23 protein-coding genes are annotated in these 24394 nt (G+C 40.9%); 17 read left to right on the forward strand and 6 right to left on the reverse strand.

All coding sequences use genetic code 11. The features are described from left to right. Positions 1–92: 92 nt before the first annotated feature. Positions 93–1022, reverse strand: coding sequence for a Smr/MutS family protein (locus G0Q07_RS16235; RefSeq protein WP_163348149.1), 930 nt, complete (start codon positions 1020–1022; stop codon positions 93–95). A gap of 254 nt (positions 1023–1276) precedes the next feature. On the opposite strand from G0Q07_RS16235, the gene G0Q07_RS16240 reads away from it, so the two are divergent. The 6 genes from G0Q07_RS16240 (at position 1277) to G0Q07_RS16265 (ending at position 9398) form a co-directional block, all read left to right on the forward strand. Next, positions 1277–2488: an S-adenosylmethionine:tRNA ribosyltransferase-isomerase gene (locus G0Q07_RS16240; protein ID WP_163348150.1), complete on the forward strand. Its 1212-nt coding sequence runs from the start codon at positions 1277–1279 to the stop codon at positions 2486–2488. A gap of 1 nt (position 2489) precedes the next feature. After that, positions 2490–4271, forward strand: coding sequence for an SGNH/GDSL hydrolase family protein (locus tag G0Q07_RS16245; protein ID WP_163348151.1), 1782 nt, complete (start codon positions 2490–2492; stop codon positions 4269–4271). A gap of 84 nt (positions 4272–4355) precedes the next feature. Next, the gene (locus tag G0Q07_RS16250; protein ID WP_163348152.1) at positions 4356–6020 is read left to right on the forward strand and encodes an AMP-binding protein; all 1665 of its coding nucleotides are present in this window, start codon (positions 4356–4358) and stop codon (positions 6018–6020) included. Positions 6021–6115: 95 nt separating this feature from the next. After that, positions 6116–7315, forward strand: coding sequence for a tryptophan synthase subunit beta (trpB, locus tag G0Q07_RS16255; RefSeq protein ID WP_163348153.1), 1200 nt, complete (start codon positions 6116–6118; stop codon positions 7313–7315). A 200-nt stretch (positions 7316–7515) separates the two neighbouring features. Continuing rightward, positions 7516–9132 carry an ABC-F family ATP-binding cassette domain-containing protein gene (locus tag G0Q07_RS16260; protein ID WP_163348154.1) on the forward strand — a complete coding sequence of 539 codons (1617 nt, stop codon included), beginning with the start codon at positions 7516–7518 and terminating at the stop codon, positions 9130–9132. Positions 9133–9197: 65 nt separating this feature from the next. Continuing rightward, complete coding sequence (locus G0Q07_RS16265; RefSeq protein ID WP_163348155.1) at positions 9198–9398, forward strand: YwbE family protein; 201 nt, start codon at positions 9198–9200, stop codon at positions 9396–9398. 187 nt (positions 9399–9585) lie between these two features. On the opposite strand, the gene G0Q07_RS16270 is transcribed toward G0Q07_RS16265, so the two are convergent. After that, a complete protein-coding gene (locus G0Q07_RS16270; RefSeq protein WP_163348156.1) occupies positions 9586–9723 on the reverse strand; it encodes a hypothetical protein in 138 nt (45 codons plus the stop codon). A gap of 233 nt (positions 9724–9956) precedes the next feature. On the opposite strand from G0Q07_RS16270, the gene G0Q07_RS16275 reads away from it, so the two are divergent. From G0Q07_RS16275 to G0Q07_RS16285, 3 genes are all read left to right on the forward strand, one after another. Next, positions 9957–11816: a YgiQ family radical SAM protein gene (locus tag G0Q07_RS16275; protein WP_163348157.1), complete on the forward strand. Its 1860-nt coding sequence runs from the start codon at positions 9957–9959 to the stop codon at positions 11814–11816. Next, positions 11813–12568 (forward strand): DUF4197 domain-containing protein, encoded by a 756-nt coding sequence (locus G0Q07_RS16280; RefSeq protein ID WP_163348158.1) that lies wholly within the window; start codon positions 11813–11815, stop codon positions 12566–12568. The genes G0Q07_RS16275 and G0Q07_RS16280 overlap by 4 nt, the downstream gene beginning before the upstream one ends. A 140-nt stretch (positions 12569–12708) precedes the next feature. Further along, positions 12709–13137: a PAS domain-containing protein gene (locus G0Q07_RS16285; protein ID WP_163348159.1), complete on the forward strand. Its 429-nt coding sequence runs from the start codon at positions 12709–12711 to the stop codon at positions 13135–13137. A gap of 30 nt (positions 13138–13167) precedes the next feature. Here G0Q07_RS16285 and G0Q07_RS20845 read toward each other — a convergent pair whose 3' ends face one another. Both G0Q07_RS20845 and G0Q07_RS20850 read right to left on the reverse strand, forming a co-directional pair. Beyond that, positions 13168–13668 carry a radical SAM protein gene (locus tag G0Q07_RS20845; protein WP_246222919.1) on the reverse strand — a complete coding sequence of 167 codons (501 nt, stop codon included), beginning with the start codon at positions 13666–13668 and terminating at the stop codon, positions 13168–13170. After that, positions 13668–14117, reverse strand: a complete 450-nt coding sequence (locus G0Q07_RS20850) for a hypothetical protein (protein ID WP_246222920.1) — start codon at positions 14115–14117, stop codon at positions 13668–13670. The genes G0Q07_RS20845 and G0Q07_RS20850 overlap by 1 nt, the downstream gene beginning before the upstream one ends. 168 nt (positions 14118–14285) lie before the next feature. Here G0Q07_RS20850 and G0Q07_RS16295 point away from each other — a divergent pair, with 168 nt between their 5' ends. The 5 genes from G0Q07_RS16295 to G0Q07_RS16315 all read left to right on the forward strand — a co-directional run bounded on the left by G0Q07_RS16295 (position 14286) and on the right by G0Q07_RS16315 (position 19788). Further along, complete coding sequence (locus G0Q07_RS16295; protein ID WP_163348160.1) at positions 14286–15812, forward strand: DUF4301 family protein; 1527 nt, start codon at positions 14286–14288, stop codon at positions 15810–15812. 54 nt (positions 15813–15866) lie between these two features. Continuing rightward, a complete protein-coding gene (locus tag G0Q07_RS16300; RefSeq protein WP_163348161.1) occupies positions 15867–17279 on the forward strand; it encodes a tetratricopeptide repeat protein in 1413 nt (470 codons plus the stop codon). A gap of 156 nt (positions 17280–17435) precedes the next feature. Beyond that, positions 17436–18371: a DUF368 domain-containing protein gene (locus G0Q07_RS16305; RefSeq protein ID WP_163348162.1), complete on the forward strand. Its 936-nt coding sequence runs from the start codon at positions 17436–17438 to the stop codon at positions 18369–18371. Positions 18372–18422: 51 nt separating this feature from the next. Then, the gene (locus tag G0Q07_RS16310) at positions 18423–19172 is read left to right on the forward strand and encodes a shikimate dehydrogenase family protein (RefSeq protein WP_163348163.1); all 750 of its coding nucleotides are present in this window, start codon (positions 18423–18425) and stop codon (positions 19170–19172) included. Positions 19173–19317: 145 nt separating this feature from the next. Next, complete coding sequence (locus tag G0Q07_RS16315) at positions 19318–19788, forward strand: low molecular weight protein-tyrosine-phosphatase (protein ID WP_163348164.1); 471 nt, start codon at positions 19318–19320, stop codon at positions 19786–19788. A gap of 101 nt (positions 19789–19889) precedes the next feature. On the opposite strand, the gene G0Q07_RS16320 is transcribed toward G0Q07_RS16315, so the two are convergent. Next, complete coding sequence (locus tag G0Q07_RS16320; RefSeq protein WP_045026866.1) at positions 19890–20354, reverse strand: MaoC family dehydratase; 465 nt, start codon at positions 20352–20354, stop codon at positions 19890–19892. A 228-nt stretch (positions 20355–20582) separates the two neighbouring features. On the opposite strand from G0Q07_RS16320, the gene G0Q07_RS16325 reads away from it, so the two are divergent. Beyond that, entirely contained in the window at positions 20583–21512 is a 930-nt protein-coding gene (locus tag G0Q07_RS16325; RefSeq protein WP_163348165.1) for a DMT family transporter, read from the forward strand. Here G0Q07_RS16325 and G0Q07_RS16330 read toward each other — a convergent pair whose 3' ends face one another. Continuing rightward, the gene (locus G0Q07_RS16330) at positions 21513–22334 is read right to left on the reverse strand and encodes a 3-keto-disaccharide hydrolase (protein WP_163348166.1); all 822 of its coding nucleotides are present in this window, start codon (positions 22332–22334) and stop codon (positions 21513–21515) included. Positions 22335–22497: 163 nt separating this feature from the next. Between G0Q07_RS16330 and G0Q07_RS16335 the strand changes: the two genes are divergently transcribed. Both G0Q07_RS16335 and G0Q07_RS16340 read left to right on the forward strand, forming a co-directional pair. Next, the gene (locus G0Q07_RS16335) at positions 22498–23112 is read left to right on the forward strand and encodes a TetR/AcrR family transcriptional regulator (protein ID WP_163348167.1); all 615 of its coding nucleotides are present in this window, start codon (positions 22498–22500) and stop codon (positions 23110–23112) included. Continuing rightward, entirely contained in the window at positions 23109–24386 is a 1278-nt protein-coding gene (locus G0Q07_RS16340; protein WP_163348168.1) for a TolC family protein, read from the forward strand. The genes G0Q07_RS16335 and G0Q07_RS16340 overlap by 4 nt, the downstream gene beginning before the upstream one ends. Positions 24387–24394 lie beyond the last annotated feature (8 nt).

Genomic DNA, 24394 nt, shown 5'->3' on the forward strand with positions numbered 1-24394 from the left:
AGGATTAAGGTTAATGGATAAAGGATGAATTAAAAATAATAAAGGATGAATTGTTACTTCCACGATTATCTCTCCATTTAATCATTCTTTATTCATCCTTTCCTCAGTATCACCATTGTAGCACCGTAACCATATTCTTTAAACGAGGCATCCTGGAAGTAATATTTTTTGAATTTGCGTTTTAGCAGGTCACTCACTTGCTGTTTTAAAACACCCTGCCCCACACCATGAATGAACACTATTCGTTTGGTATGATTTTTTATCGCCAGGTTCATTTCCGATTCTACAGTTTCCATCTGTATGTCCAGCATTTCGCGGTTACTCAAACCTTCCGAATCGTCTAGTAATTCAGTTATGTGAAGATCAATCACCACTTCTTCCGAAGTTCGTTTTCGTTTTTTTCTTTTTGGTGCTTCAACAACTTCCTTCGCCTTTACCACTTTTTTGAAATCATCCTGGGTCAACTTATCCAGCTCGGTTTGAAAAGCATCAGAAGTAATTTTAAGCACTAAGGCATTCTTTTTGAAATACGAGTTCTCGCGAAAAGTCGATTCTTTGTAGAACTTCACCGGATTCACCCTGAATTTCTTCACCATTGGTGTATTCCACTCACTTTCTGTTTCGCGAAAATAAATCAACTGAAAGCCAAAATCAGGCAAATCACTTAATTCCTCCTGAACTAAGGCATCAATTTTCTCTTTTGAATTGGAACGAACCGTGCCTTGTTTTACGGCCTCAACACCATCAGTTTTGATGTACGAATAATTAAAGAGCACTGTAAAATTACTGTCGTTTACCAGGTATAATTCTATTTCGCCCGAAAGTGGATTTTTCGGATCTTCAGGAACAAAACAAAAATAAAATTCAGCTGTATTTTTTCCGTTAATAATCTCTCCTTTCGGCTCAATGTATTCAGGTTCTGATTCCACTTCAACAGGTGCTTCGTGCTGAGCCGGTTCATTACTTCTTACATTCATTTCCGGAGCACTCACATTCACCAACTCTTTTATCGGATAAGGCACCTCAAAACCATCATCACCTTCTACATTTACCGTATTCTTGTTTACAAATCCGGTTACTATCCCCCACCAATATCGTTTAAGAACTTTACCTTATCTCCTACTTTAACCATGACTTTTTTACTTTTGTGCAAAAGTACAATTTTATAATAGAACATTGGTAGCCTCTTGGTCTTTACTGATAGCCTTACTTTGAGTGAGGCTATCAGTAAAGAATTAGAAAAAAGATTACTTTTGCCTCACAAAAGAAGAACGGTTTGAGCACATACAAAAACATAAAGATCAGCGATTACTCGTACGATCTCCCCGATGAGCGGATTGCCAAATACCCTTTGAATGAGCGCGATAAATCTAAGTTGTTAATCAGTCAAAACGGAACAATTCAGCAAGATATTTTTGAAAACTGTACCAATTACCTGCCTGAAGAGGCGCAGCTGGTTTTTAACAATACCCGCGTTATCCATGCCCGTTTATTCTTTTACAAGGAAACCGGTGCAAAAATCGAGATCTTTTGCCTGGAACCTGTAGAACCGGCCGATTACCAGGTGGCTTTTCAGGAAACCGAGGAGGTAACCTGGAAATGCATGGTGGGCAATTCAAAAAAATGGAAGGAAGGTTTTCTGAACCAGACATTTAAAATTGATGAAGAAACGATTGAGCTGACCGCCGCAAAAATAGCACAGGAGGGTAATTCTTTTCACATTCGTTTTGTGTGGAACGGTGGTGTTCATTTTTCAGAAATTATCGAGCATATTGGCCAGTTGCCAATTCCGCCATACCTTAACCGTGACACTGAAGAAAGTGACGAAGAAACTTACCAGACGGTTTATGCCAAAATCGATGGTTCGGTGGCAGCACCAACAGCCGGATTACATTTCACCAACCCCGTAATTGAGCAACTTACAGCTAAAAACATTACAACAAGCGAAATAACATTACATGTTGGAGCCGGCACTTTTCAGCCGGTAAAATCGGCTACTATTGAGGGACATACCATGCACCACGAACAAGTGATTATCCCGATTGATATTTTGCGTTCTTTTCTGGAAAATCCGAACAATATAATTGCAGTAGGAACCACTTCTGTGCGCTCGCTGGAAAGTTTGTATTGGATTGGATTGCAACTGGAAGAAAAACGTTTCGATCCTTTTCACCCTGAAATAAAACAGTGGGAACCGTATGAGAACGAAGCCAAAATATCCATTGAAAAAGCCGTGCAAAACATCATTTATTTTTTGGCCGAGAACGAAGAGAACGCGATTCGTTTCTCAACGCAAATTATCATTTTGCCGGGTTACGATTTTAAACTCATCAATGGCATGTTTACTAACTTTCATCAGCCGCAAAGTACATTGTTGCTGTTAATCAGCGCGTTTTTGGGCACCGACTGGCAGAAAGTTTACCATTATGCACTAGCCAACAACTTCCGGTTTTTGAGTTATGGCGACAGCAACCTTTATTTAAAATAAAATGAAAAATAAAATCAATCTACTCCTCACAGTTTTACTGCTTTGGTCATTCACCGCTTTTTCGCAGCAAAATGAAGTTAAATGGTGGAACCCGGCAGAAAACAGTGCCGACGTTATCGACGGACAAGGCTGGAAAGACGGATTGGCAACTCCCTACGACCGACTTCCTGAAAAAGCAGAAAACACCGTTCGTGATGCGGTTTGGAACCTATCGAAACATACAGCAGGATTAAAAATACGTTTTCGTACAAATGCTTCAGAAATAAAAGTACGTTATCAGGTTGGTGGAAATATTAACATGCCTCACATGCCATCAACCGGTGTTAGTGGAATCGATTTATATGCAAAAGACAGTGATGGAAAATGGATGTGGTGTCGCGGACATTATTCGTTTGGCGATACCATTACCTATGAGTTTCGCAATATCACACCCAACGACAATTACCACAAAATGGGGCGCGAATATCACTTGTATCTGCCACTTTACAACTCGGTTAAATGGATGGAAATTGGGGTAGCCAGTGATGTGCTTTTTAAGCCTATTCCCTTACGAAAGGAAAAGCCGATAGTCGTTTACGGAACTTCCATTGCTCAAGGTGGTTGTGCCTCGCGGCCGGGCATGGCCTGGACATCCATCATCGAACGAAAAATGGATAATCCGCTGATTAACCTGGCCTTCTCAGGAAATGGAAGAATGGAAAATGAAGTTACTGAATTGCTCAGCGAAATTGATGCGAAAGTTTATATTTTAGATTGTTTGCCAAATCTTACGCTAGGTGATAAATATTCAGAAGAGAATATTTATCAGAAAGTGTTGAATACCGTAAAAATAGTACGATCGAAATCTTCGGCGCCAATATTGCTTGTTGAGCATGCAGGTTATGGTCATGGAAGCAGCAACAAAGCGCTAAAAGCAAGTACCGATCGATTAAATGCAGCACAGGCCAAAGCTTTTGCCGATCTGATGACAGAAGGCTACACCAATCTGACAGTATTAACTCAAAAAGAACTGAATCTCGATTTCGACAGTTATGTCGACGGCGTGCATCCTACCGACAAAGGAATGGAACAATATGCAGAAGCGTACGAAGCGAAACTTCGCGATTTTTTGAATCGGCCAAAAGGAACCTTTTCTACTACAATACCAATTTCTCAATCGCGCGAACCAGGTAGCTACAACTGGGAAGCCCGACATAACAAACTACTGGAAATGAATAGAACCAATCCTCCAAAAATCTGCTTTATCGGAAATTCTATTACGCATTACTGGGGTGGCAAACCCGCTGATCCAAGAAAAGCCGGACCGGAATCGTGGAATAAATACCTGGGCGATCTTTCAGTTCAGAACTATGGATTTGGCTGGGACCGCGTTGAAAACGTATTGTGGCGCATTTACCATGAAGAGCTGGACGGATTTCAGGCAGAACAGGTTGTTTTTATGCTTGGAACCAATAACCTTCACTTAAATACCGAGGAAGAGATTGTTTGCGGATTACAGTTGGTTTACCAGGCGGTGAAAACCCGGCAACCACATGCCCGGGTGCTGATTCTTGGAATTTACCCGCGAAGAAACGAAGAAAAACGCGTAGCATCGCTGAACTTAAAAATTGCTCAGCTTGCCGGAGAAATGGGACTTGACTATGCCGATGTTGGAATTGTTCTACTCAAAGAAAATGGAAAAATTGATGAATCGCTCTTTTCTGACGGACTTCATCCCAACGCTGCCGGCTACAATAAACTGGCACCTAAAATCAGACAACTACTAACTCAACATTCAAATTAAGTTGATGTTATAGCTATTGTAAATAACATTTTTTAATACTAAATATTTGCACAAAAGCGAACTTTAACCATATTTACAGCTATTATGCAGAGAGATAAAATCAACAGCTTTTCCGCCTTTATTTCTGAATCAGTTAAAAATTATGCCAACAATAAGGCACTTGGATTTATTAATGAGGAATACCTTACCTACAGCGAAATGGGGCAAAAAATCTCCGCTGTTCAGGCATTTTTAGAAAAGCTTGGCATTGGCGAGGGCGACAAAGTAATTATCTATAGCCAGAATATGCCAACCTGGGGAGTTGTTTATTTTGCACTGCAGTGCTCGGGAATTGTGGCAGTTCCGGTTCTTCCCGATTTTAGTCCGGTCGAATTGGAAAATGTAATAAAACATTCCGAGTCTAAAGCCCTATTTATTTCTGAAAATCTTCAGTATAAACTAAAAGACACTGACGCTTCTTCACTGGATATTATTGTAACGATTGATGATCTGTCGCTTTTAAAAGCGGAAGACACATCAGTAGTTTTCGACGAAAACGCAACCAGCAAAAAAGCTTATACACCAAAAGAAAATGAGTTGGCCGTGCTGATTTACACCTCCGGAACAACCGGAAACTCAAAAGGTGTTATGCTTTCGCAGAAAAATATTATTGCCAATGTGGTTCAGTCGGGAGCTGTTCAGAAAATCACTGAAGATTTCCGTTTCTTATCGGTACTGCCTTTGTCTCACACCTACGAAAACACCATCGGTTTTTTACTGGCAATATATAGCGGAGCAAGTGTTACCTATTTACGCAAGCCGCCAACAGCAAGTGTTTTGCTGCCTGCGTTAAAATCATTGCGCCCCACTATAATACTTACGGTACCAATGATTATCGAGAAAATCTATAAAAACAGTATTTTACCCGGCATTAACAAAAAGGCTTTTACCCGTGTGTTGCATCGTTTTCGTCCTACACGCAAGTTGGTTCACCGTTTGGCAGGAAAGAAACTAATGGAAACTTTTGGTGGCCGCATCCAGTTTTTTGGCATTGGCGGTGCAAAACTCGACGGCAAAGTGGAACGTTTTCTGCGCGATGCAAAATTCCCGTACGCCATTGGTTATGGCTTAACTGAAACCTCACCTCTTATTGCTGGCTCAAATCCTACCACAACACGTTTCAGAGCAATTGGCCCAAAAGTTATTAATTGTGAACTAAAAATTCATGATCCGAATCCGGCAACCGGAGAAGGCGAAATCTGGGCAAAAGGGCCAAACGTAATGTTGGGCTACTACAAAAATCCGGAAGAAACAAAACGTGTTTTAACCGACGACGGCTGGTTTAAAACCGGCGACCTCGGCGTTTTTGATAAAGATGGATGGCTAAGCCACAAAGGCCGGTTGAAAAATATGATAGTAGGTGCCAATGGAGAAAATATATATCCTGAAGAAATAGAGTCCATCATCAACAATTTTAGGCATGTTGTAGAGTCGGTAGTAATCGAAAAAAAAGGACAACTGGTAGCACTGGTTCATTTTAACAGGGAGGAACTGGAGCAAAAAGTGAGAGAAATGCGTTCTGAATTGGGAGATAGAATGGATGAAATATCTCAGCATGTAGATGAAAAAATTGACGAGTTAAGTGTTGAGCTTAAAGATTACATTAATTCACGCGTTAATAAATTCTCAAAAGTCCAGCAATTTATTTCTCATCCTACTCCTTTTATTAAAACCGCTACTCAAAAAATTAAGCGTTACCTTTATCATTAAGTCCCTAAAAAATCAGGATTATCCCTTATTTAGAATCAAAACAAAAGGATAAAATTTTACATTCGTGGGTTCAATTTGAAAAAAATAAAAAACCTATGACTGATTATTTCAAGCAGTACCCCAATAAAGAGGGATTTTACAAGGAATATGGTGGCTCGTTTATCCCACCCGATTTGCAAAAAGAAATGGATAAAATTACCAATGCTTACCACAGCATTAGCAAATCGCATAATTTTATTTCTGAACTTCGCAGTATTCGCAAGCATTTCCAGGGTAGGCCAACTCCAGTGTATTACTGCCAGAATTTGTCGGCAAAATACGGTGGCCGCATTTACCTGAAACGTGAAGATTTGAACCACTCCGGAGCGCATAAACTTAACCATTGTATGGGTGAGGCACTGTTGGCCAAACACCTGGGAAAAAAGAAGCTGATTGCTGAAACCGGAGCCGGCCAACACGGTGTGGCACTGGCTACTGCAGCAGCGTATTTTGGTTTAGAATGCGAAATTCATATGGGTGAAGTTGATATTGCAAAAGAGCATCCCAACGTGGTTCGCATGAAAATTCTGGGAGCCGAAGTAGTACCTGTTTCTCACGGATTAAAAACCTTAAAAGAAGCTGTTGATTCGGCATTTGAATCCTACCTAAAAGATCCGATAAGCACCATTTATTGCATTGGTTCTGTTGTTGGTCCACATCCGTTTCCGATGATGGTGCGCGATTTTCAGCGCGTTGTTGGTATTGAAGCACAGGAGCAATTTCACGAAATGACCGGTGAAAATCCTGATCACGTAGTTGCATGTGTAGGTGGCGGAAGTAATGCCATGGGAATGTTCTCGGGCTTCCTCGATATTGAAGAAACAGAACTACACGGTGTTGAGCCGGGTGGAATAGGAACAAAACTTGGCGAACACGCCAGCACCATTACTTACGGAACTCCAGGAGTAATACATGGTTTTAAATGCTATACTTTACAGGATGAAAAAGGCGAACCTGCACCGGTTTATTCGGTGGCCAGTGGACTTGATTACCCTGGAGTTGGACCGGAACACAGTATGCTAAAAGATATGGGCAAAGTAACCTATGGTGTTGCCAACGACGCAGAAACGATTGATGCATTTTACGAATTAAGTCGTTTGGAAGGTATTATTCCGGCTTTGGAAAGTGCACATGCTGTGGCTTACAGTTTAAAACTGGCCAAAGAAAAACAGCAACAATCAATCCTCATCAACTTAAGTGGTCGTGGCGACAAAGACATCGATTTTGTGGTTGACAAATATGGTTTACCTGAATAAGAATTATTTCTCAAAAAATATTGAAAGTCCGGTTTTGCCGGACTTTTTTTTATACCCCCATTCCCAAAACATCAGCCAGCACGTTAATTTAAGACTAACTACACCATTACTTGTTATTGCTTTAACACCCAGTATCAAATAATTGCCTAGTTTTGCACTCCCTTTAAAAAAGGGGTAAAAATTGAAAACAGAATTATAGAATGATTACAGTATCGAATTTAAGAATACAGTTTGGAAAACGCATACTATTTCAGGATGTGAACATGAAGTTTACCGCCGGAAATTGTTACGGGGTGATAGGCGCCAACGGTGCAGGCAAATCAACTTTTTTAAAAGCAATTTCGAAGCAGATTGATCCAACAACAGGAAGTATTACTTTAGGCTCGGGCGAGCGACTTTCAGTGTTAAATCAGGACCACTTTGCTTTTGATGAATTCTCCGTTTTGGATACTGTAATGAAGGGTCACTCAGAGCTTTGGAACTTGATGAAAGAGAAAGACGCCCTGTATATGAAACCCGATTTTTCGGAAGCTGACGGTATTAAAGCCGGCGAGCTGGAAGAGAAATTTGGCGATATGGGAGGCTGGAATGCCGAAAGCGATGCCGCTACTTTATTAAGCAACCTCGGTATAAAAGAGCAGTTTCATTATACATTAATGAAAGACATGAGCGGGAACCAGAAAGTTCGTGTTTTGCTGGCGCAGGCTTTGTTTGGTAACCCCGACAACCTACTGCTTGATGAGCCAACCAACGACCTCGACCTGGAAACTGTTGTTTGGCTGGAGAATTACCTGGCCAACTACGAAAATACTGTTTTGGTGGTTTCACACGACCGTCACTTCCTCGATGCTATTTCTACCCATACCATCGATATCGATTATAACGATATAAAAATGTTTGCCGGTAACTATAGTTTCTGGTACGAAAGTAGCCAACTGGCTCTTCGCCAGCAATCGGCACAGAATAAAAAAGCTGAGGAGAAAAAGAAAGAATTGCAGGAATTTATTTCTCGATTTAGTGCCAACGTAGCCAAATCGAAACAAACGACCAGTCGTAAAAAAATGTTGGAGAAATTGAATGTTGAGGACATTCAACCATCAACACGGAAATATCCGGGGATTATCTTCACACCCGAACGCGAAGCCGGCGACCGTATTCTGGATGTGGAGAACCTGAGCGCCAGCATTGATGGCACTACGCTTTTTAGAGACGTGGAATTCTCGACACAAAAAGGAGAAAAAATTGTTTTTCTCTCGCGCGATCACCGTGCAATGACCGCCTTTTTTGAAATTATAAACGGAAACCGTGAAGCCGATTCGGGAACTTACCAATGGGGACAAACCATTACATCGGCATATTTACCGTTGGACAACTCGGAGTTTTTTGATAGCGAAATGACTTTATTCGATTGGTTGTGCCAGTTTACTACCGACACTACCGAAATATATATTCGCGGTTACCTGGGAAGAATGTTGTTTGCCGGCGACGAAATCTACAAAAAGGTAAATGTTCTTTCAGGAGGAGAGAAAATGCGCTGTATGATTGCCAAAATGCAATTGCTCGATGCCAACGCACTTATTTTGGATACGCCAACCAACCACCTCGATCTGGAATCGATTCAGGCATTTAACAACAACCTGATAAAATACCCGGGCAACGTGTTTATGTCGTCGCACGACCACGAGTTTATTTCGTCGGTTTGCAATCGAATTATTGAATTAACACCAAATGGCATAATCGACAAACTAATGCCTTACGATGAATATATTGAGGATGAAAAGATTCATGCCTTGCGCGAGAAACTTTATACTGTTTAAATTGTTTTTTAATTAATCAGGCCTGCTAAAACGTCACAATAAGTTTAATCGAAAAAGATAGACAGATGATTAATCAACAAAGAAAAAATATTAAAGTAGGCTCGAATGTGGCCGTTGTAAAAAAAGAACACCAACGATCAGGCGAATTAACCTGCGGCATCGTTCAACGAATACTGACCAATTCGGCCATTCACCCACACGGAATAAAAGTAATGCTCGAAAGCGGAGAAGTTGGCCGCGTGCAAAAGATTATGCAGGAAAATTAAAGAAAATAGTAAAACTGCTAAATTGAAGAATTGTAGTTTTTATCATTGCATATTCTTCTGTGTTAAACTCGGTGTCTTCTCCGTGTAACCCTGTAGTAAATTTATTTGTTAAACTCCTCACTATTAACACTATATACAAATACCTCCTCGCACCTTGCCAAGATGACAGAAACTGGCCTTTTTGCCTTTATACTTTTACTTTTAGCCCTGTCTTTCCTCTTCCCGACAGGCCATAAAAGCAGTTGAGAATGGAGCCGTCGTTGGTTTCTTTTGATAACGATTCGATGGTGTTTTTAGTAATCGTATAAACATTAAACACAGCCATAGAGGCAGTTATTAAATTTTGGATTAACGTTAAATCCTGTTTTATTTTTGCTGTTAAATTCAAATAATCTCTTACGAAGAGAAAAGAATTTTTGAATGAACATTTTTACCCAAGCTTTAATACATGCTTATTTTATCGTTGCTCGTTTTCGCTAAAACCACCAATTTCTCAACTAACAATTATTTTTTAATCATATTTGAGCTTTATTTGTTATAAGGGAACAAATTAGATAAATGACAGAAAACAAACTACATATTACAGACTGGCTCCCCACCTCGAAAAAGGAGGTGAAACAAATGGGCTGGGAAGAACTGGATGTAATTTTATTCACCGGCGACGCTTATATTGATCATCCATCGTTTGGGGCAGCTGTTATTGGACGGGTACTGGAAGCCGAAGGATTGCGCATTGCAATTGTTCCGCAACCCAATTGGACCGACGACCTGCGCGACTTTAAAAAGCTGGGGAAACCCAACCTGTTTTTTGCTGTAACTGCAGGAAATATGGACTCGATGGTAAACCACTACACGGCAGGAAAACGAAAACGGTCGAACGATGCCTACACGCCCGGAGGACAGATTGGAAAACGCCCGGATTATGCCACTATTACTTACTCGAAAATATTAAAAGATTTATATCCTGACGTGCCGATCGTAATTGGTGGAATTGAGGCCTCGTTGCGCCGCTTAACACATTACGACTATTGGTCGGATCGTTTAATGTCCTCGATTTTAGCCGATACACAAGCAGATCTGCTTTTTTATGGTATGGGCGAAAAATCGATTGTAGACTTTGCCCGCCTCGTAAAACGTGGTATTCCTATTGATACTCTTACAACCATTCCGCAAACGGTGTTTATGACCGATGCTGATGAAGACTATGCTACCAAGAAAAACTGGGATGAGCTGGAATTGGCATCGCACGATACATGCCTGGAAGACAAAAAAGAGTTTGCTCGAAACTTCATGCATATTGAAGAGGAATCGAATAAAATGGAGGCCAAAAAGCTGGTGCAACGCATTGGCGATAAAAAAGTGGTCGTAAATCCGCCGTGGCCAACTTTTAAGGAGAAGGAGATCGACCGTATTTACGATTTGCCATACACACGTTTGCCACATCCGCGCTACAATAATAAAGGCGCTATTCCGGCTTACGATATGATCCGGCATTCCATTAACATTCATCGTGGATGTTTTGGCGGTTGTACCTTTTGTACTATTTCGGCCCACCAGGGAAAATTTATTGCCAGCCGTTCCGAGAAATCGGTTTTAAAAGAGGTGGAGAAAGTAACCGAAATGCCCGATTTTAAAGGATACATTTCCGATTTAGGAGGCCCGTCGGCCAACATGTACAAAATGAAAGGTATTCACGAGGAGATCTGCAGAAAATGTAAACGGCCATCGTGCATCTTCCCGTCGGTTTGTAAAAACCTCGATATCAACCACAAACCAATGCTCGATCTTTACGAAAAAGTACGTCATAATCCGAAAGTAAAAAAAGCTTTTATCGGCAGCGGCATTCGTTACGACATGATTTTGGAAGATACCAAAGACAAAGAAGTAAACCAAAACAACCGAAAATACCTGCGCGAGGTCATCAAGCACCACGTTTCCGGACGATTAAAAGTGGCACCGGAACACTCGTCGGACGATGTACTGAAGTTTATGCGAAAACCTTCGTTTAAATTGTTTGAAGAATTAAACCAGGAGTTCATAAAAATAAATAAGGAAGAAAAGCTCAATCAACAACTGATTCCGTATTTCATTTCGAGCCATCCGGGTAGTAAATCGGAAGATATGGCGAATCTTGCTATTCAAACCAAAGACATGGATTTCAAACTGGAACAGGTGCAGGACTTTACTCCCACACCTATGACATTGGCAACTGTAGTTTATTATTCGGGCTACCACCCCTATACAATGGAGAATATCTACACCGCACGAAACAAGGATGCCAAAGAACAACAACGTCAGTTCTTTTTCTGGTACCGAAAAGAAAATCGGAATAAAATTATTCGCGACCTAAAAGCAAAAGGCCGTGAAGACCTCGTTAAAAAGCTCTTCAGTAAAAAACCAAATAAAGACGCTAAATGAAAATTATTAGATCATTTACACTAGCCGTAACCATTTTGTTATCAGGCTGTGCCGAAGTTATGCAAATTGCCCAGCAAACGCTTGAAGGAGAAACTCCGTTAACCCGGACAGAAATAGTTGCCGGACTAAAACAAGCATTAATAACAGGAACCAATAACTCAGTAAGTATTTTAGGAGCACAAAACGGTTATTACAAAGATGATCTGGTAAAGATTATGTTACCACCAGAAGCTGATATTATTGTTGAGAATGCAGGGAAAGTGCCGGGTGGCGAAAAGCTACTCGAAGATGTACTTCTGCACATTAACCGCGCTGCCGAAGACGCTGCAAAAGAGGCCGCCCCTATTTTTGTGAACAGCATTAAAAATATGACCATAAACGATGCAGTGGGTATTTTAAAAGGCAATGACAACGCTGCAACGTCGTATTTACATAAAACAACTTACGATCAGCTATTTGCATTGTACCAGCCAAAAATTAAAGCATCGGTTGAAAAAAAATTGGTAGGAAACGTATCGACCAAAGAAAGCTGGGATACACTGGTTGGGAAATGGAACCTGGTTGCCGGCTCATTTATCGGGCAAACGGCAGGTTTGGAAGAAGTTGACACACAGCTGGAAGACTACCTGACGGCCAAAGCTCTTGATGGTGTATTTATTAAGATTGCCGCAGAAGAAAAACTAATCAGGGAAGATCCGGCCGCTCGCGTAACCAGTCTGCTGAAAAAAGTATTTGGCTCAGTCGACAGTTAAACTGCTAGCCACAATTTTTAGCTTGTAAAACATATTTGATTGAATTATTGCTTAATAATTCATAATTTCATTATACCCGAATCAGCAAGAGAGAACTGAATGAGTAGGGGAATTATACTAACCTGTTAAATTTAAGTGCCATGAGATTAGAATTCAAAAGAGTTGAAGAGGCCAACGACCTGGTTAACCAATTGATTGAGCATCATCCACAAGCCATTTTCCTAACCGATCACGATTTTAAAGTAAAGTACTATAATCACTCCTTCCAAAAGTTATCGAAGAGCGATAAGGGAGATATAATTGGACATGAGTTTTGCGAAATTATGGGATGCACGCAGCGCGACAGACTTACGGCAAAAGATGATGGTTTTTGTAAGCGTTGCCAGCTGCGCGACTTACTTTCCGGATCAAACCTTTCGGAATTGGTACTTATTCGCGATTTTGTGATTAACAATAAGGTAAAAACAAAACACCTTCATATTGATACTCACCGTTTAGTGATGGACGGCACAAAATACAGGCTTGTAGTTATCGAAGACCGAACAGGGCATACTATCAAATCAAAATAATATAAGCTCCGATCATTTTTGTTCGGGGCTTTATTTTTTATAAAGCCCCTTCCCCTGCCAAGTATCTCGCTCCTTCAAGCGCTTTTCCACTTTGGCTACAAACTCAAAATTCTTTAATCCCCATTTTGGTGCAATCAGCATTTCTGGTGGTGCCTGGCTGATAAAACGTTCAACAATGATTGCGGGATTTAAAAGCTCCAGGTAATCAACTACAAGATCGATATATTCATCGGCGGTGTAAAGGCTAAAATTTTCGGGATGTTGCTGAAACTGCTTCTCCAACAAAGTTCCTTTATGAATCTGCAATTGATGCAACTTTAGGTTTTTTACCGGTAGTTTCGATATCGCTTTTGCCTGGTCAAGTAGTTCTTCGCGTGTTTCGCCCGGCAAACCAAGAATCATATGTGCACAGTTGTTAATGCCACGTTTCGCCGTTTCTTCAATGGCCCAAACAGCTTTGGCAAACGAATGTCCGCGGTTAATACTTTTCAGCGTTTTGTCGAGGTGGGATTCCAGTCCCAATTCAATCATCACATAAACTTTTTACTGAGTTCGCCCAGGTAATCCAACAACTCAGGATACAAACAATCAGGGCGCGTTGAAATAACTAGTCCAACCACCATCGGATGTTCCAGCGCTTCCTCATATAAACGTTTTAAATCTTCAAGTGGCGCATAAGTATTTGTATAGGCCTGAAAATAAGCCAGAAATCGCATCGACTTGTATTTCTTAGAAAAAAAAGCAACACCTTGCTCCACCTGGCTGGTTACACTATTCTCCAGATTACAATAGGTGGGTTTAAAAGTAGTGTTGTTGCAATAGGCACAACCGCCAAAGCCTTTTGTCCCGTCGCGGTTGGGACAGGAAAAGCCGGCATCTATCGAAACCTTTTGCACCCGCTCCGAAAAAAGTTGTCTGAAATAGCTTGGAAAATCGTTATATCGCTTGTTGTGTCCCCAGCTGTATGTTCCGTTTTGCATTGTCCTTATTTGAGATTGCAAAAGTACTCAAATTTTGAAATCCGTATTCTCGGTAGACACTTTTAGAAAACTTATCAACAACTCTTGAAAACTTTCCGCGAATATCAACGGTTTTGCTTTTTTAATACAGCTTCAAATCTATACATTTAAAGGAAAATTCAGACAGATATGTTCTCAGAAAAAGATAAGCAGCAAATTCAGGAGCGCGGAAGCCAATTGGAAACTGTGCAAATTCAGATAGAAAATTTTAAAAAAGGCTTTCCCTATTTACATATTGAAGATGCCGCCTCGGTGGGAAAAGGTATTATCCGTTTAAATCCCGAAGACTTGAAAAAAAGAGGCGAACGTTACGATTCAAAAATAGCATCGGGGACAAAAGCCTTAAAATTTGTACCGGCATCGGGTGCTGCAAGCCGTATGTTTAAAGCGCTGTTTCAGGCACTGAAAGATTTCCAGAATGAGCCAAATGAAGAAGTTCTTGCAGCTAACCGAGATGCTGCACATTATGTTACCGACCTCGACAAATTTGCTTTTGCCGAAGAGCTAAAGAAAGCTGTATCAGATGCTGGCGAGCCACTTTCGGCCGCAAACAAACTCGATTATCTGTTAACAGAAAAAGGGTTGAATTACGGAGCCAAACCAAAAGGGCTGCTAAAATTCCATTCGTACAAAGAAGGAGCCAGAACACCTTTTGAAGAGCACTTGGTTGAAGGGGCAAAATATGCAGCCGGCAAAGACAATAAAGCAAGCCTGCATTTTACCGTTTCGCCGGAGCACCAGCCGGGTTTTGAAGCCTTGTTTGCTGAAATAAAAAATAAATACGAAGAGCAGCTGGAAATTGAGTTTGATGTAACATTCAGTCAGCAAAAACCATCAACCGATACAATTGCTGTCGATCTGAAAAACGAACCATTCCGAAACACCGATGGCAGTTTACTTTTCCGCCCGGGTGGACACGGTGCTTTAATCGAAAACCTGAACGATCTGGATGCCGATATTATTTTTATTAAAAATATCGACAATGTCGTTCCTGATCGATTGAAACAAACCACCATCGATTATAAAAAAGGGCTGGCCGGAGTGTTGTTAAAACACCAGGAAAAATTGTTCTACTATCAGCACGAATTGAACGAAAAGCATTATACCGCGCTTAATAGTCGTTTTTTGGCCGAAGCAGCCAACTTCCTGGAAAATACCTTGAATACCAAACCAGCCAAAAACCATTATTACACTGAACGCGAAGAACTTTATCAATACCTGAAGGAGAAATATAACCGACCATTTCGTGTGTGTGGAATGGTGAAAAACGAAGGCGAACCCGGCGGCGGACCATTTTGGGCAATTAATGCCGACGGCACGGTGTCGTTGCAGGTAGTTGAAAGCTCACAAATCGATCCGGATAGTGTTCAACAACAAAACATTGTTCAGCACGCCACACACTTTAATCCGGTTGACCTGGTTTGTGCAATAAAAAATTACAAAGGAGAAAAATACGATCTCACCCAATTTACCGACCCGGCAACCGGCTTTATTTCCCAAAAATCGAAAGACGGAAAAGAGCTGAAAGCACAAGAGCTACCGGGTTTATGGAACGGAGCAATGAGCAACTGGAACACCCTTTTTGTTGAGGTTCCGATTGAAACATTTAATCCTGTAAAAACGGTGAACGATTTGTTACGCGATCAACACCTGTAAGATTGTTTTTGAGTTTCAAAGCGAATTGTTAATTTCGCGAACCTATTTTTGCCAATGAACGAGGAAAGAGATAATTTCAGGGAAGAAGATATTAGCGAAGCACTTAAGCGTTTTAAGGGTTCATTGCTCTCGGGCCGCTTAAAGTATTTTGATGTGTCGGAATTTGAAGGAATTGTAGAACAGCTGATGGAAGAAGGCGATTTGCGGTCTTCTGAAATTGCGGCTAAACAAGGCATTCAGATCCATCCCAACGCGGTTGCTCTTCACTTAAAATATGCACAAATTCTGCTGAGCAAAGGGAAATACGACCAGGCTCAGAAATACCTCGATTTTGCTGAAAGAGTTGAAAACACCAATCCCGATGTCCACTTGTTAAGAGGTTCGGCATCGTTGATTATGGGCAACGAAGATCTTGCAAAAGCATCATTCAAAAAAGCAATCAAAGTCGGAAACGGAGAAACCGACGATATTTTATACCACGTTGGTTCGGCGTTTATTCAAATTGGCGAAATAAGAGAGGCCATCTCCTATTTCAAAAAAGCGCTAAAACTGAATCCGAAACACGAACTGGCACTTTACGATCTTGCATTTTTTACCGACCAGATTGGCGATTACAAAAACAGCATTAAGTATTACAATCGTTTTATTGATTACGATGTATACAATTACTCCGCATGGTTTAACCTGGGTATAGTGTACAACAAAGCCGACATGCACGATGAGGCAATTGAAGCTTATGAATACACGCTGGCCATCAACGAGAATTTCCATATGGCCCTGTTCAATATCGGTAATGCGCTGGCAAACTCAGGACGTTTTAAAGAGGCCATTGAAAAATACAGGGAATTCCTTGAATTTGATGCCGATAACGACGATGCTTACTGTTACATTGGCGAGTGTTACCTGAATCTGGACAACCAGCTGCAATCGGAACACAATTACCAGAAAGCAATTTCCATGAATCCGGAGAATGATACGGCTCATTTTGGTGTAGGGCTGATTATGTGGATCGCTAAAAAGTACGACAGAAGTATTGACTACATCAACAAGGCCATAAAGATCGACAAGCAAAATTCGGAATACTGGCTGACTTTGGGAAAAGTTAGCAGCGACGCCGAATACCTGGATGATGCAATAAAAGCATTTAAAAAAGGTGCACGTGTTGATTCTGAAAATACCGAAATCTGGCTCACCTGGACCGAAACATTAATGAAGCACGGTGATACAAACGGTGCCATCCGAATACTGAAAAAGGCGATCGACAATAACGACGACTCGATGCTAAAATACCGCCTGGTGGCCATATTGCTCGGGAACCGGAAACGCAAGGAAGCATATGAATGGTTGCGTTCGGCAATGCTGCAGGATTTTGAAAACATCAACTACCTCTTTGATATTTACCCGAGAGCTTTAAAAAGTAAGCAGCTTAAAAAGGTTGTCGACGATTTCCGCCGGGGAGATAAATAACCAATTACAGATTATTCTTTATTCAAATTATTAAATCCCCGGGCAAAATCAGTATCAGGGAGTCAACCTTCTTCTTCTAATCCCTGTTTTACAATTTGTTTTTGTATTTTGGCATCCCAAAATAAAAATTTACACCGTTACAAATTCAGACCATAAATGAACAGATCCGCAAAAGATTACCTTACACTGGTATTAAAAGGAATGGGAATGGGTGCTGCCGATGTGGTACCTGGCGTTTCAGGAGGAACAATTGCCTTTATTACCGGTATTTACGAAGAATTGATTAACTCGATAAAGTCAATCAATTTAACCGCTATTAAACTCTTATTCAGTTTTAAACTTGCTGAGTTTTGGAACGCCATTAACGGAACATTTCTTATCAGTGTATTTATCGGCGTAGGCATCAGTGTTTTCTCACTGGCCAAAGGGTTGGAATATTTGCTACACCACTATCCTATTTTAGTGTGGTCGTTCTTTTTCGGATTGATCGTTGCATCAGCTATTTATGTGGCACGCTCCATAAAACGATGGAAAGCCGACACCATAATTGGCGGCATAGCAGGAATTATAATTGCCTACCTGATTACAGTTATCACACCTGCCGAAGCAAACACCAGCTACTGGTTTATTTTTCTGTCGGGAGCCATTGCAATTTGCGCCATGATCCTGCCAGGTATCTCAGGTAGTTTTATTTTGGTACTGCTGGGCATGTACAAATTCATCCTTTCGGCAGTTGGCGATGTGAACATCGCGGTGATCCTTACTTTCCTTGTTGGAGCTGCAGTTGGCATCATTGCTTTTTCAAATGTGCTGTCGTGGTTATTGAAAAAATACCACAACACCACCATTGCTGTGTTAGCCGGTTTTATGGTAGGATCGCTAAACAAAGTATGGCCCTGGAAAGAAGTTACACAAACAATAATCGACCGGCATGGTGAACTAAAACCCATCGCCGAACGTAATATTTTACCCGGAACATACGAGCAAATTACAGGACACGAAGCCTGGTTGCCTGGTGCAATTCTACTGGCAATTGCCGGATTTGCACTTATTTTTGTAGTTGAAGGAATTGGAAAGAAATTGAAGAAGTAAACTGGATTCTGGATACTTGATACTTGATACTCACGACTCAATACTTATAAGATGAAAAGATACGGATTATTAGGCTACCCACTCACCCACTCATTCTCGAAGCGTTATTTTACCGAACGTTTTGAAACAGAAAAGATAGATTCAACTTATGACAATTTCGAAATCGATTCGATAACTAAATTCCCGGAGGTGGTAAAAGACAACCCGGAAGTGATTGGTTTTAACGTTACCATTCCGTACAAAGAGCAGGTGATTCCCTATTTGGATGAGCTAAATGATTCGGCAAAAGAGATTGGTGCTGTTAATACCATTCGTGTTACACGAACTGAAAATGGTGTGCATTTAAAGGGATTTAATACCGATACTTTTGGTTTTGAGTCATCGCTGAAACCGCTTTTAAAAGATCATCATAAAAAAGCACTGATTCTTGGAACAGGTGGTGCTTCAAAAGCATTAAAATATGTCCTCAGAAAATTGGGAATCGAATATATTTCAGCATCGATTGAAGAGTTAAAGGAAAATGAGATCCGTTACGAAGATATTGATGAGCAAGTAATCACCGGGCGTTTGCTGATCATTAATGCCACTCCACTGGGAACCTATCCAAAAGTTGAGACTTTCCCGAATATCCCTTACGAATTTATAACTGACAAGCATTTGCTTTTTGATCTGGTTTACAATCCTGAAGTAACGCAGTTTATGGCCAAAGGACAAGCCAACGGAGCCACTGTTAAAAACGGCTACGAGATGTTGCTGAACCAGGCTAAAAAGTCTTATGAGATTTGGAACTCGGAAGAGTAAGTATTCAGTGATCAGTCACAGTTTTCAGTAAGATTGCAACTTGTAATCTGAAACTGGAAACATCATCCCCCTTAATCCCCCTTTGAAGGGGGAAAACGACGAAGGAGTTGGGGGATGAAACCCAAAAATGTAACAGTCTTGAACCATGGATAAAACAAAAGTACTTTTCGTATGTCTCGGAAATATTTGCCGTTCGCCAAGTGCAGAGGCGGTGTTTAACGGTGTTGTAAAAAAAGCCGGTTTAAGCAAACAGTTTGAGGTGGATTCTGCTGGAACATCGGGCTGGCATGCCGGCGAACCTGCCGACAAAAGAATGCAATCGCACGCTATACGCCGCGATTACAATTTAACATCGCTTTCCAGGAAGTTCGATCCACATTCCGATTTCGATTATTTCGATTACATTATCGGGATGGACGACAGCAATATGCAGAACTTAAAAAGTATGGCCCGCAATGGTAACGACCTGCAAAAGCTGCACAAAATGACAGATTTTTGCAGCGATGGCCAATACGATGAAGTACCTGATCCGTATTACGGTGGAGCCGAAGGTTTTGAGCTGGTACTCGATCTGTTGGAAGATGCATGCGAGGGGCTGCTCCGGAAAATAAGTTAAAGCTTGGTTTTGCAGAAATATACTTTCATCCCCCTATCCCATTTCGACTTGAGAAGCGATGAAGGAGAGGGGGATGAAAAAACTTTATAAGTAGTTCTGTTTTATTCGAAGTGGTAAAGGAAATTTACCAAACAATCGTAGGCCGGTTTCCGCTCACCTTCGATATCAACCACAATTTTCACCTGAATTTTAGCAATCCCACGCAGGTTCTTAATGTCGTTTAATGATACTGTTGCCCTGATTTTGTCGTTCACTTTTACCGGCTGCTGGAAACGTAAACTCTCGATACCGTAATTTACGATCATCTTTACATTTCTTACATCAACAACATTGTACCACAGATAAGTCAGCATCGACAACGATAAATAGCCGTGTGCGATGGTGGTTTTAAACGGTGATTCTTTGGCTGCACGCTCCGGGTCAGTGTGTATCCACTGGTAATCGAGCGTGGCATCTGCAAATTTATCTATCTGCTCCTGAGTTATCTGAACATAATCTGAAACTCCAATAACCTGCCCCAAAAGGGCCTCAAACTCTTCGTAGTTGTTGATAATTCGTTTTTCCATTGAAAAATAATTCTGGTAAATGATGTGCCAAGTTAATCCTTTTTCCGCAAGTATAGCAGTTTTCAGTGTTGCGAATGCCCGGATTTTATAAAGCTTTTACAAAGAAAAACTGAATTTTTATACTTTATGTTCCATTTTTAAAACGACTTTGAAGTTATATTGAAAAATTCAGACCTACACATCCGGTTTTTATCAGAAAATGGTCACCTTTGCATTTCAATTTATCGTATGAGCAATCTTTTCCGAACAACAACATTCCTGGCAATTGTTGCCTGCCTTTTGTGGTCGACCGCTTTTGCGGGAGTAAAAATCGGGCTGGAATATCATAGTCCGTTCCAGTTTGCAGGCATCCGTTTTACCATTTCCGGCCTGCTGATGTTTTTGTATTTCGGAAAACCAAAACGCTATTTTTCAGAATTAAAACACAACCTGAAATTTATCCTGTTGCTCTCAGTGGTGCAAATATTTGCACAATATGCGCTGTTTTACAGTGGTATAAATTTACTTCCCGGTTCCTTATCTGCTATGATCGTGGGATCGCAACCGCTTTTTATAGCATTGGTGGCGCACTTCTCGTTTAGCAACGATAAAATGACTCCACTAAAAACATTTAGCATATTAATTGGCGTAGTTGGAATTGCAATAATCACACTCGGCCGCACTAAAGTTGAGATGACCGGCTACCTGGAATATCTTGGTATTGCCATATTACTGGTTAATAATATTGTATCGGGTTATTCCAATGTAATGGTAGCGAAACACTCAGGCACAATATCACCGGTTGTTTTAAGCTCCACTTCGCTCATTATTGGTGGTTTGATGCTATCCATTGTTTCTATTCCTGTTGAAGGCATTCACCTGGGGCCATTTCCGCCAAAATACTGGTACGCTTTGGCATGGCTGAGCTTTTTATCGGCGGCCGCCATTACCATTTGGTATTCATTACTGAAACGACCGGGGGTAAAGGTTTCATTACTAAATGTGTGGAAATTTCTGATTCCCGTTTCAGGCGCAGCACTCAGCTGGATTTTGTTGAGCAACGAAAAAGCAGATCTCGCTTCAATTATTGGAATGATGATAATTGCCGTGTCGCTGCTTAGCCTGAACTATGCCAACCGCAGGGAACAAAAAATGATCAGAAAAAAAGAGCAGAAGTAGTTATTCTTCTAAAATCAACAATTCTATTTTCCTGAAATCGGTACCATGACTTTCAGCCTGAATGGATATCGTTCCACCACTGATTATTTCATTGCCATCAGCCGGTAATAATTTTTCGAAATACTGATCACGCGGATCCAGTTGTGGCTTTTCGTAGCTAAGTACTTCTTCTCCGTTTACAAAATGACGGATAACTTCTCCGCCGTGCACTTCCACCTCAACACTTACCCACTCATCATCAAACTGCGTTTTCGATTTTGAATCGGTGCAATGCTGCTCCCATAATTCGCCGTTTAATATCACATTGGTTCCGGGAGTACAAAGGTTCATAGTTGAACGTTCACCTTGTCCGGTTACGCCACCCAACAACTGCACTTCAATTGATGATGGAAAATCCTGATCCAACTCCATCGACTCGGCACTTTGCCCGTGAATCATCAATCCGTTGTTTCTGAATGCCCAGCCGGGTCCGTTTTTTGCCTGTTCACCAATAAACCGGTACTCAACCCGCAAACGGTAGTGCGAAAATTCATCTTTGTAGAATAGGTGGCCAAATTTACCATTCCACTCTTCCCAATTCTCATACGACACGCGAAGCAAACCATCCTCTACCCGGAAAGTGTTCTTATAATTTTCGCCCAGCACCTCTCCTTTAAATTTTACCTGCCAGTCGTTTATATCTTTTCCGTTGAACAGTTGAATCCACTCCTCACCTGATTTTTCAGCTGATTGTTGTGTTTTTGGTTTTGAGTTGCAAGCCGACAGAATTACAGAACATGCCACCAAAGCCACCAGGATAAATTTATACGTAGTTGTCATCATCAATATTTTTTTAATTGGTTTAGTAATGAATAGTAAAGATAAACTATTATCCAAAAAACAAAAATTAACCATCTGGTTAAATTACATGGTTATTTTCTTGGATAATTGAATTCATCCACTTACTTTTGACCAATTGGTTAAACTATTTAGTTAATTTCAAATCATGACAAACATAAAAAAAGACAATACCGAGGAAAAGATCCTAAGTGCCGCACAGAATGTCTTTGTTCGGAAAGGAATGGATGGAGCGCGTATGCAGGAAATTGCAGACGAGGCAGGTATAAATAAAGCATTGCTTCATTATTATTTTCGTTCGAAACAACAGTTATTCGAGGCCATTTTCAAAAGTGTTTTCGGAAAAATTATGCCCAACATTATGCTGATGGCAACATCCGAAAAATCAATCGAGGAAAAGCTTGGCGCCTTTATCGAAAACTACATCGATATTTTAATGAAAAATCCCTTTCTGCCGACCTTCATTTTGAAAGAAATACATCGCGATCCAGAGTTTCTGGCAGGAATGATAAAAGAAAGCGGATTACAGCCCGAACTTATTATTTCCATGTTTAAGCAAGAAATGGACAATGGCAACATTCGGAAGATGGATCCACGAGATTTGATCATTAATATATTAAGCCTCAGCATATTTCCTATTGCCGCCAAGCCACTCATGTCGGTAGTATTCTTCGACACAGATCAGAAGAGTTACAACAAATTTATCGAGAAAAGAAAAGTAACCGTAAAGGAATTTGTCCTTCACTCAATCCTGATAAAATGAGAAAGATCCTGATTCTATTGCTATTTCCGTTTCAGTTGGCAGTTGCCCAAAACAACGTTCAATTAGACAGTTGTTATGTGTGGGCACGGCAAAATTACCCCAACCTGAAACAGTCGGAACTGTGGAAAGAAATCAACTCGCTTTCCATACAAAACCACGAAACCAATTACCTGCCGCAGGTAACCTTGAATGGCCAGATCAGTTATCAATCCGCAGTAACCGAGGTTCCTGTTTCAATGCCCGGAATATCAATCCCAACTGTATCGAAAGATCGTTACAACGCTTACGCCGAGTTGCAACAAACTATTTATGACGGTGGGCTTACCAAAACAAACAAAACCCTCGAAACAGCGATTTTAAAAAGCAACCTCAGTCAACTTGAAGTTGAACTCTACAAACTGAATGAGCAGGTTGCACAGGCGTTTTTTACAGCCCTGATTGTCGATCAGCAAAAAGAGGTGATCCTCGCACAAATAAAAACCATTGACGAACAACTGAGCCGCGTGGAATCGGGTATTCGTAACGGAGTAACCGAACCTTCGGCAGCTATGGTTTTAAAGGCAGAACGAATAAACCTCGAACAAAATATAGTTGAGCTGGATGCGGCTAAAAGTGCATCGCACCAAATGCTTGAATTGTTAACCGGAAAGCAGTTTGATAAAAACGGAACATTCACCTATCAAACCAACTTTTCATTCAATTCTGAATTGCTGCGTCCGGAATTACAATTACTGGGTAATCAACGCGAACAGTTGGTGGTTCAAAGCGATCTGCTTTCCAAAACCAGAAACCCGAAACTTTTCGGATTTGGCCAGTTAGGTTATGGCAAACCGGGATTGAACATGTTACTCGACGAATTTAAAGGTTACTACCTTTTGGGCGTGGGCATTTCGTGGAATGCCTTCGACTGGAAACAAACTTCTCGACAGCAACAGGTCCTGAAATTACGGCAAGAAATGCTTCAAAGCCAGGAAGCCACATTTATACAAAATCTTAACCTTTTACTCATCCAACAAAAAGAACAAATCGGGAAACTGGAACAATTAATTACCAACGATGAGAGCTTAGTTGAACTGCGTTCCGGAATTACCAAAGCAGCCGCCTCAAAATTGGAGAACGAGACAATTACTACGTCCGACTATGTGCAGGAATTACAAGCCGAAACCATAGCAAAACTAAAACGCGAGCTGCACAAAATCCAACTCAATGAAGCCCGAGAGAAATATGTCCTCATCAAAGGAAAAACCTTGCCGGGCACAACAACACATAACTAAAAAAATAC

Source organism: Draconibacterium halophilum, assembly GCF_010448835.1.
Lineage (GTDB): Bacteria > Bacteroidota > Bacteroidia > Bacteroidales > Prolixibacteraceae > Draconibacterium > Draconibacterium halophilum.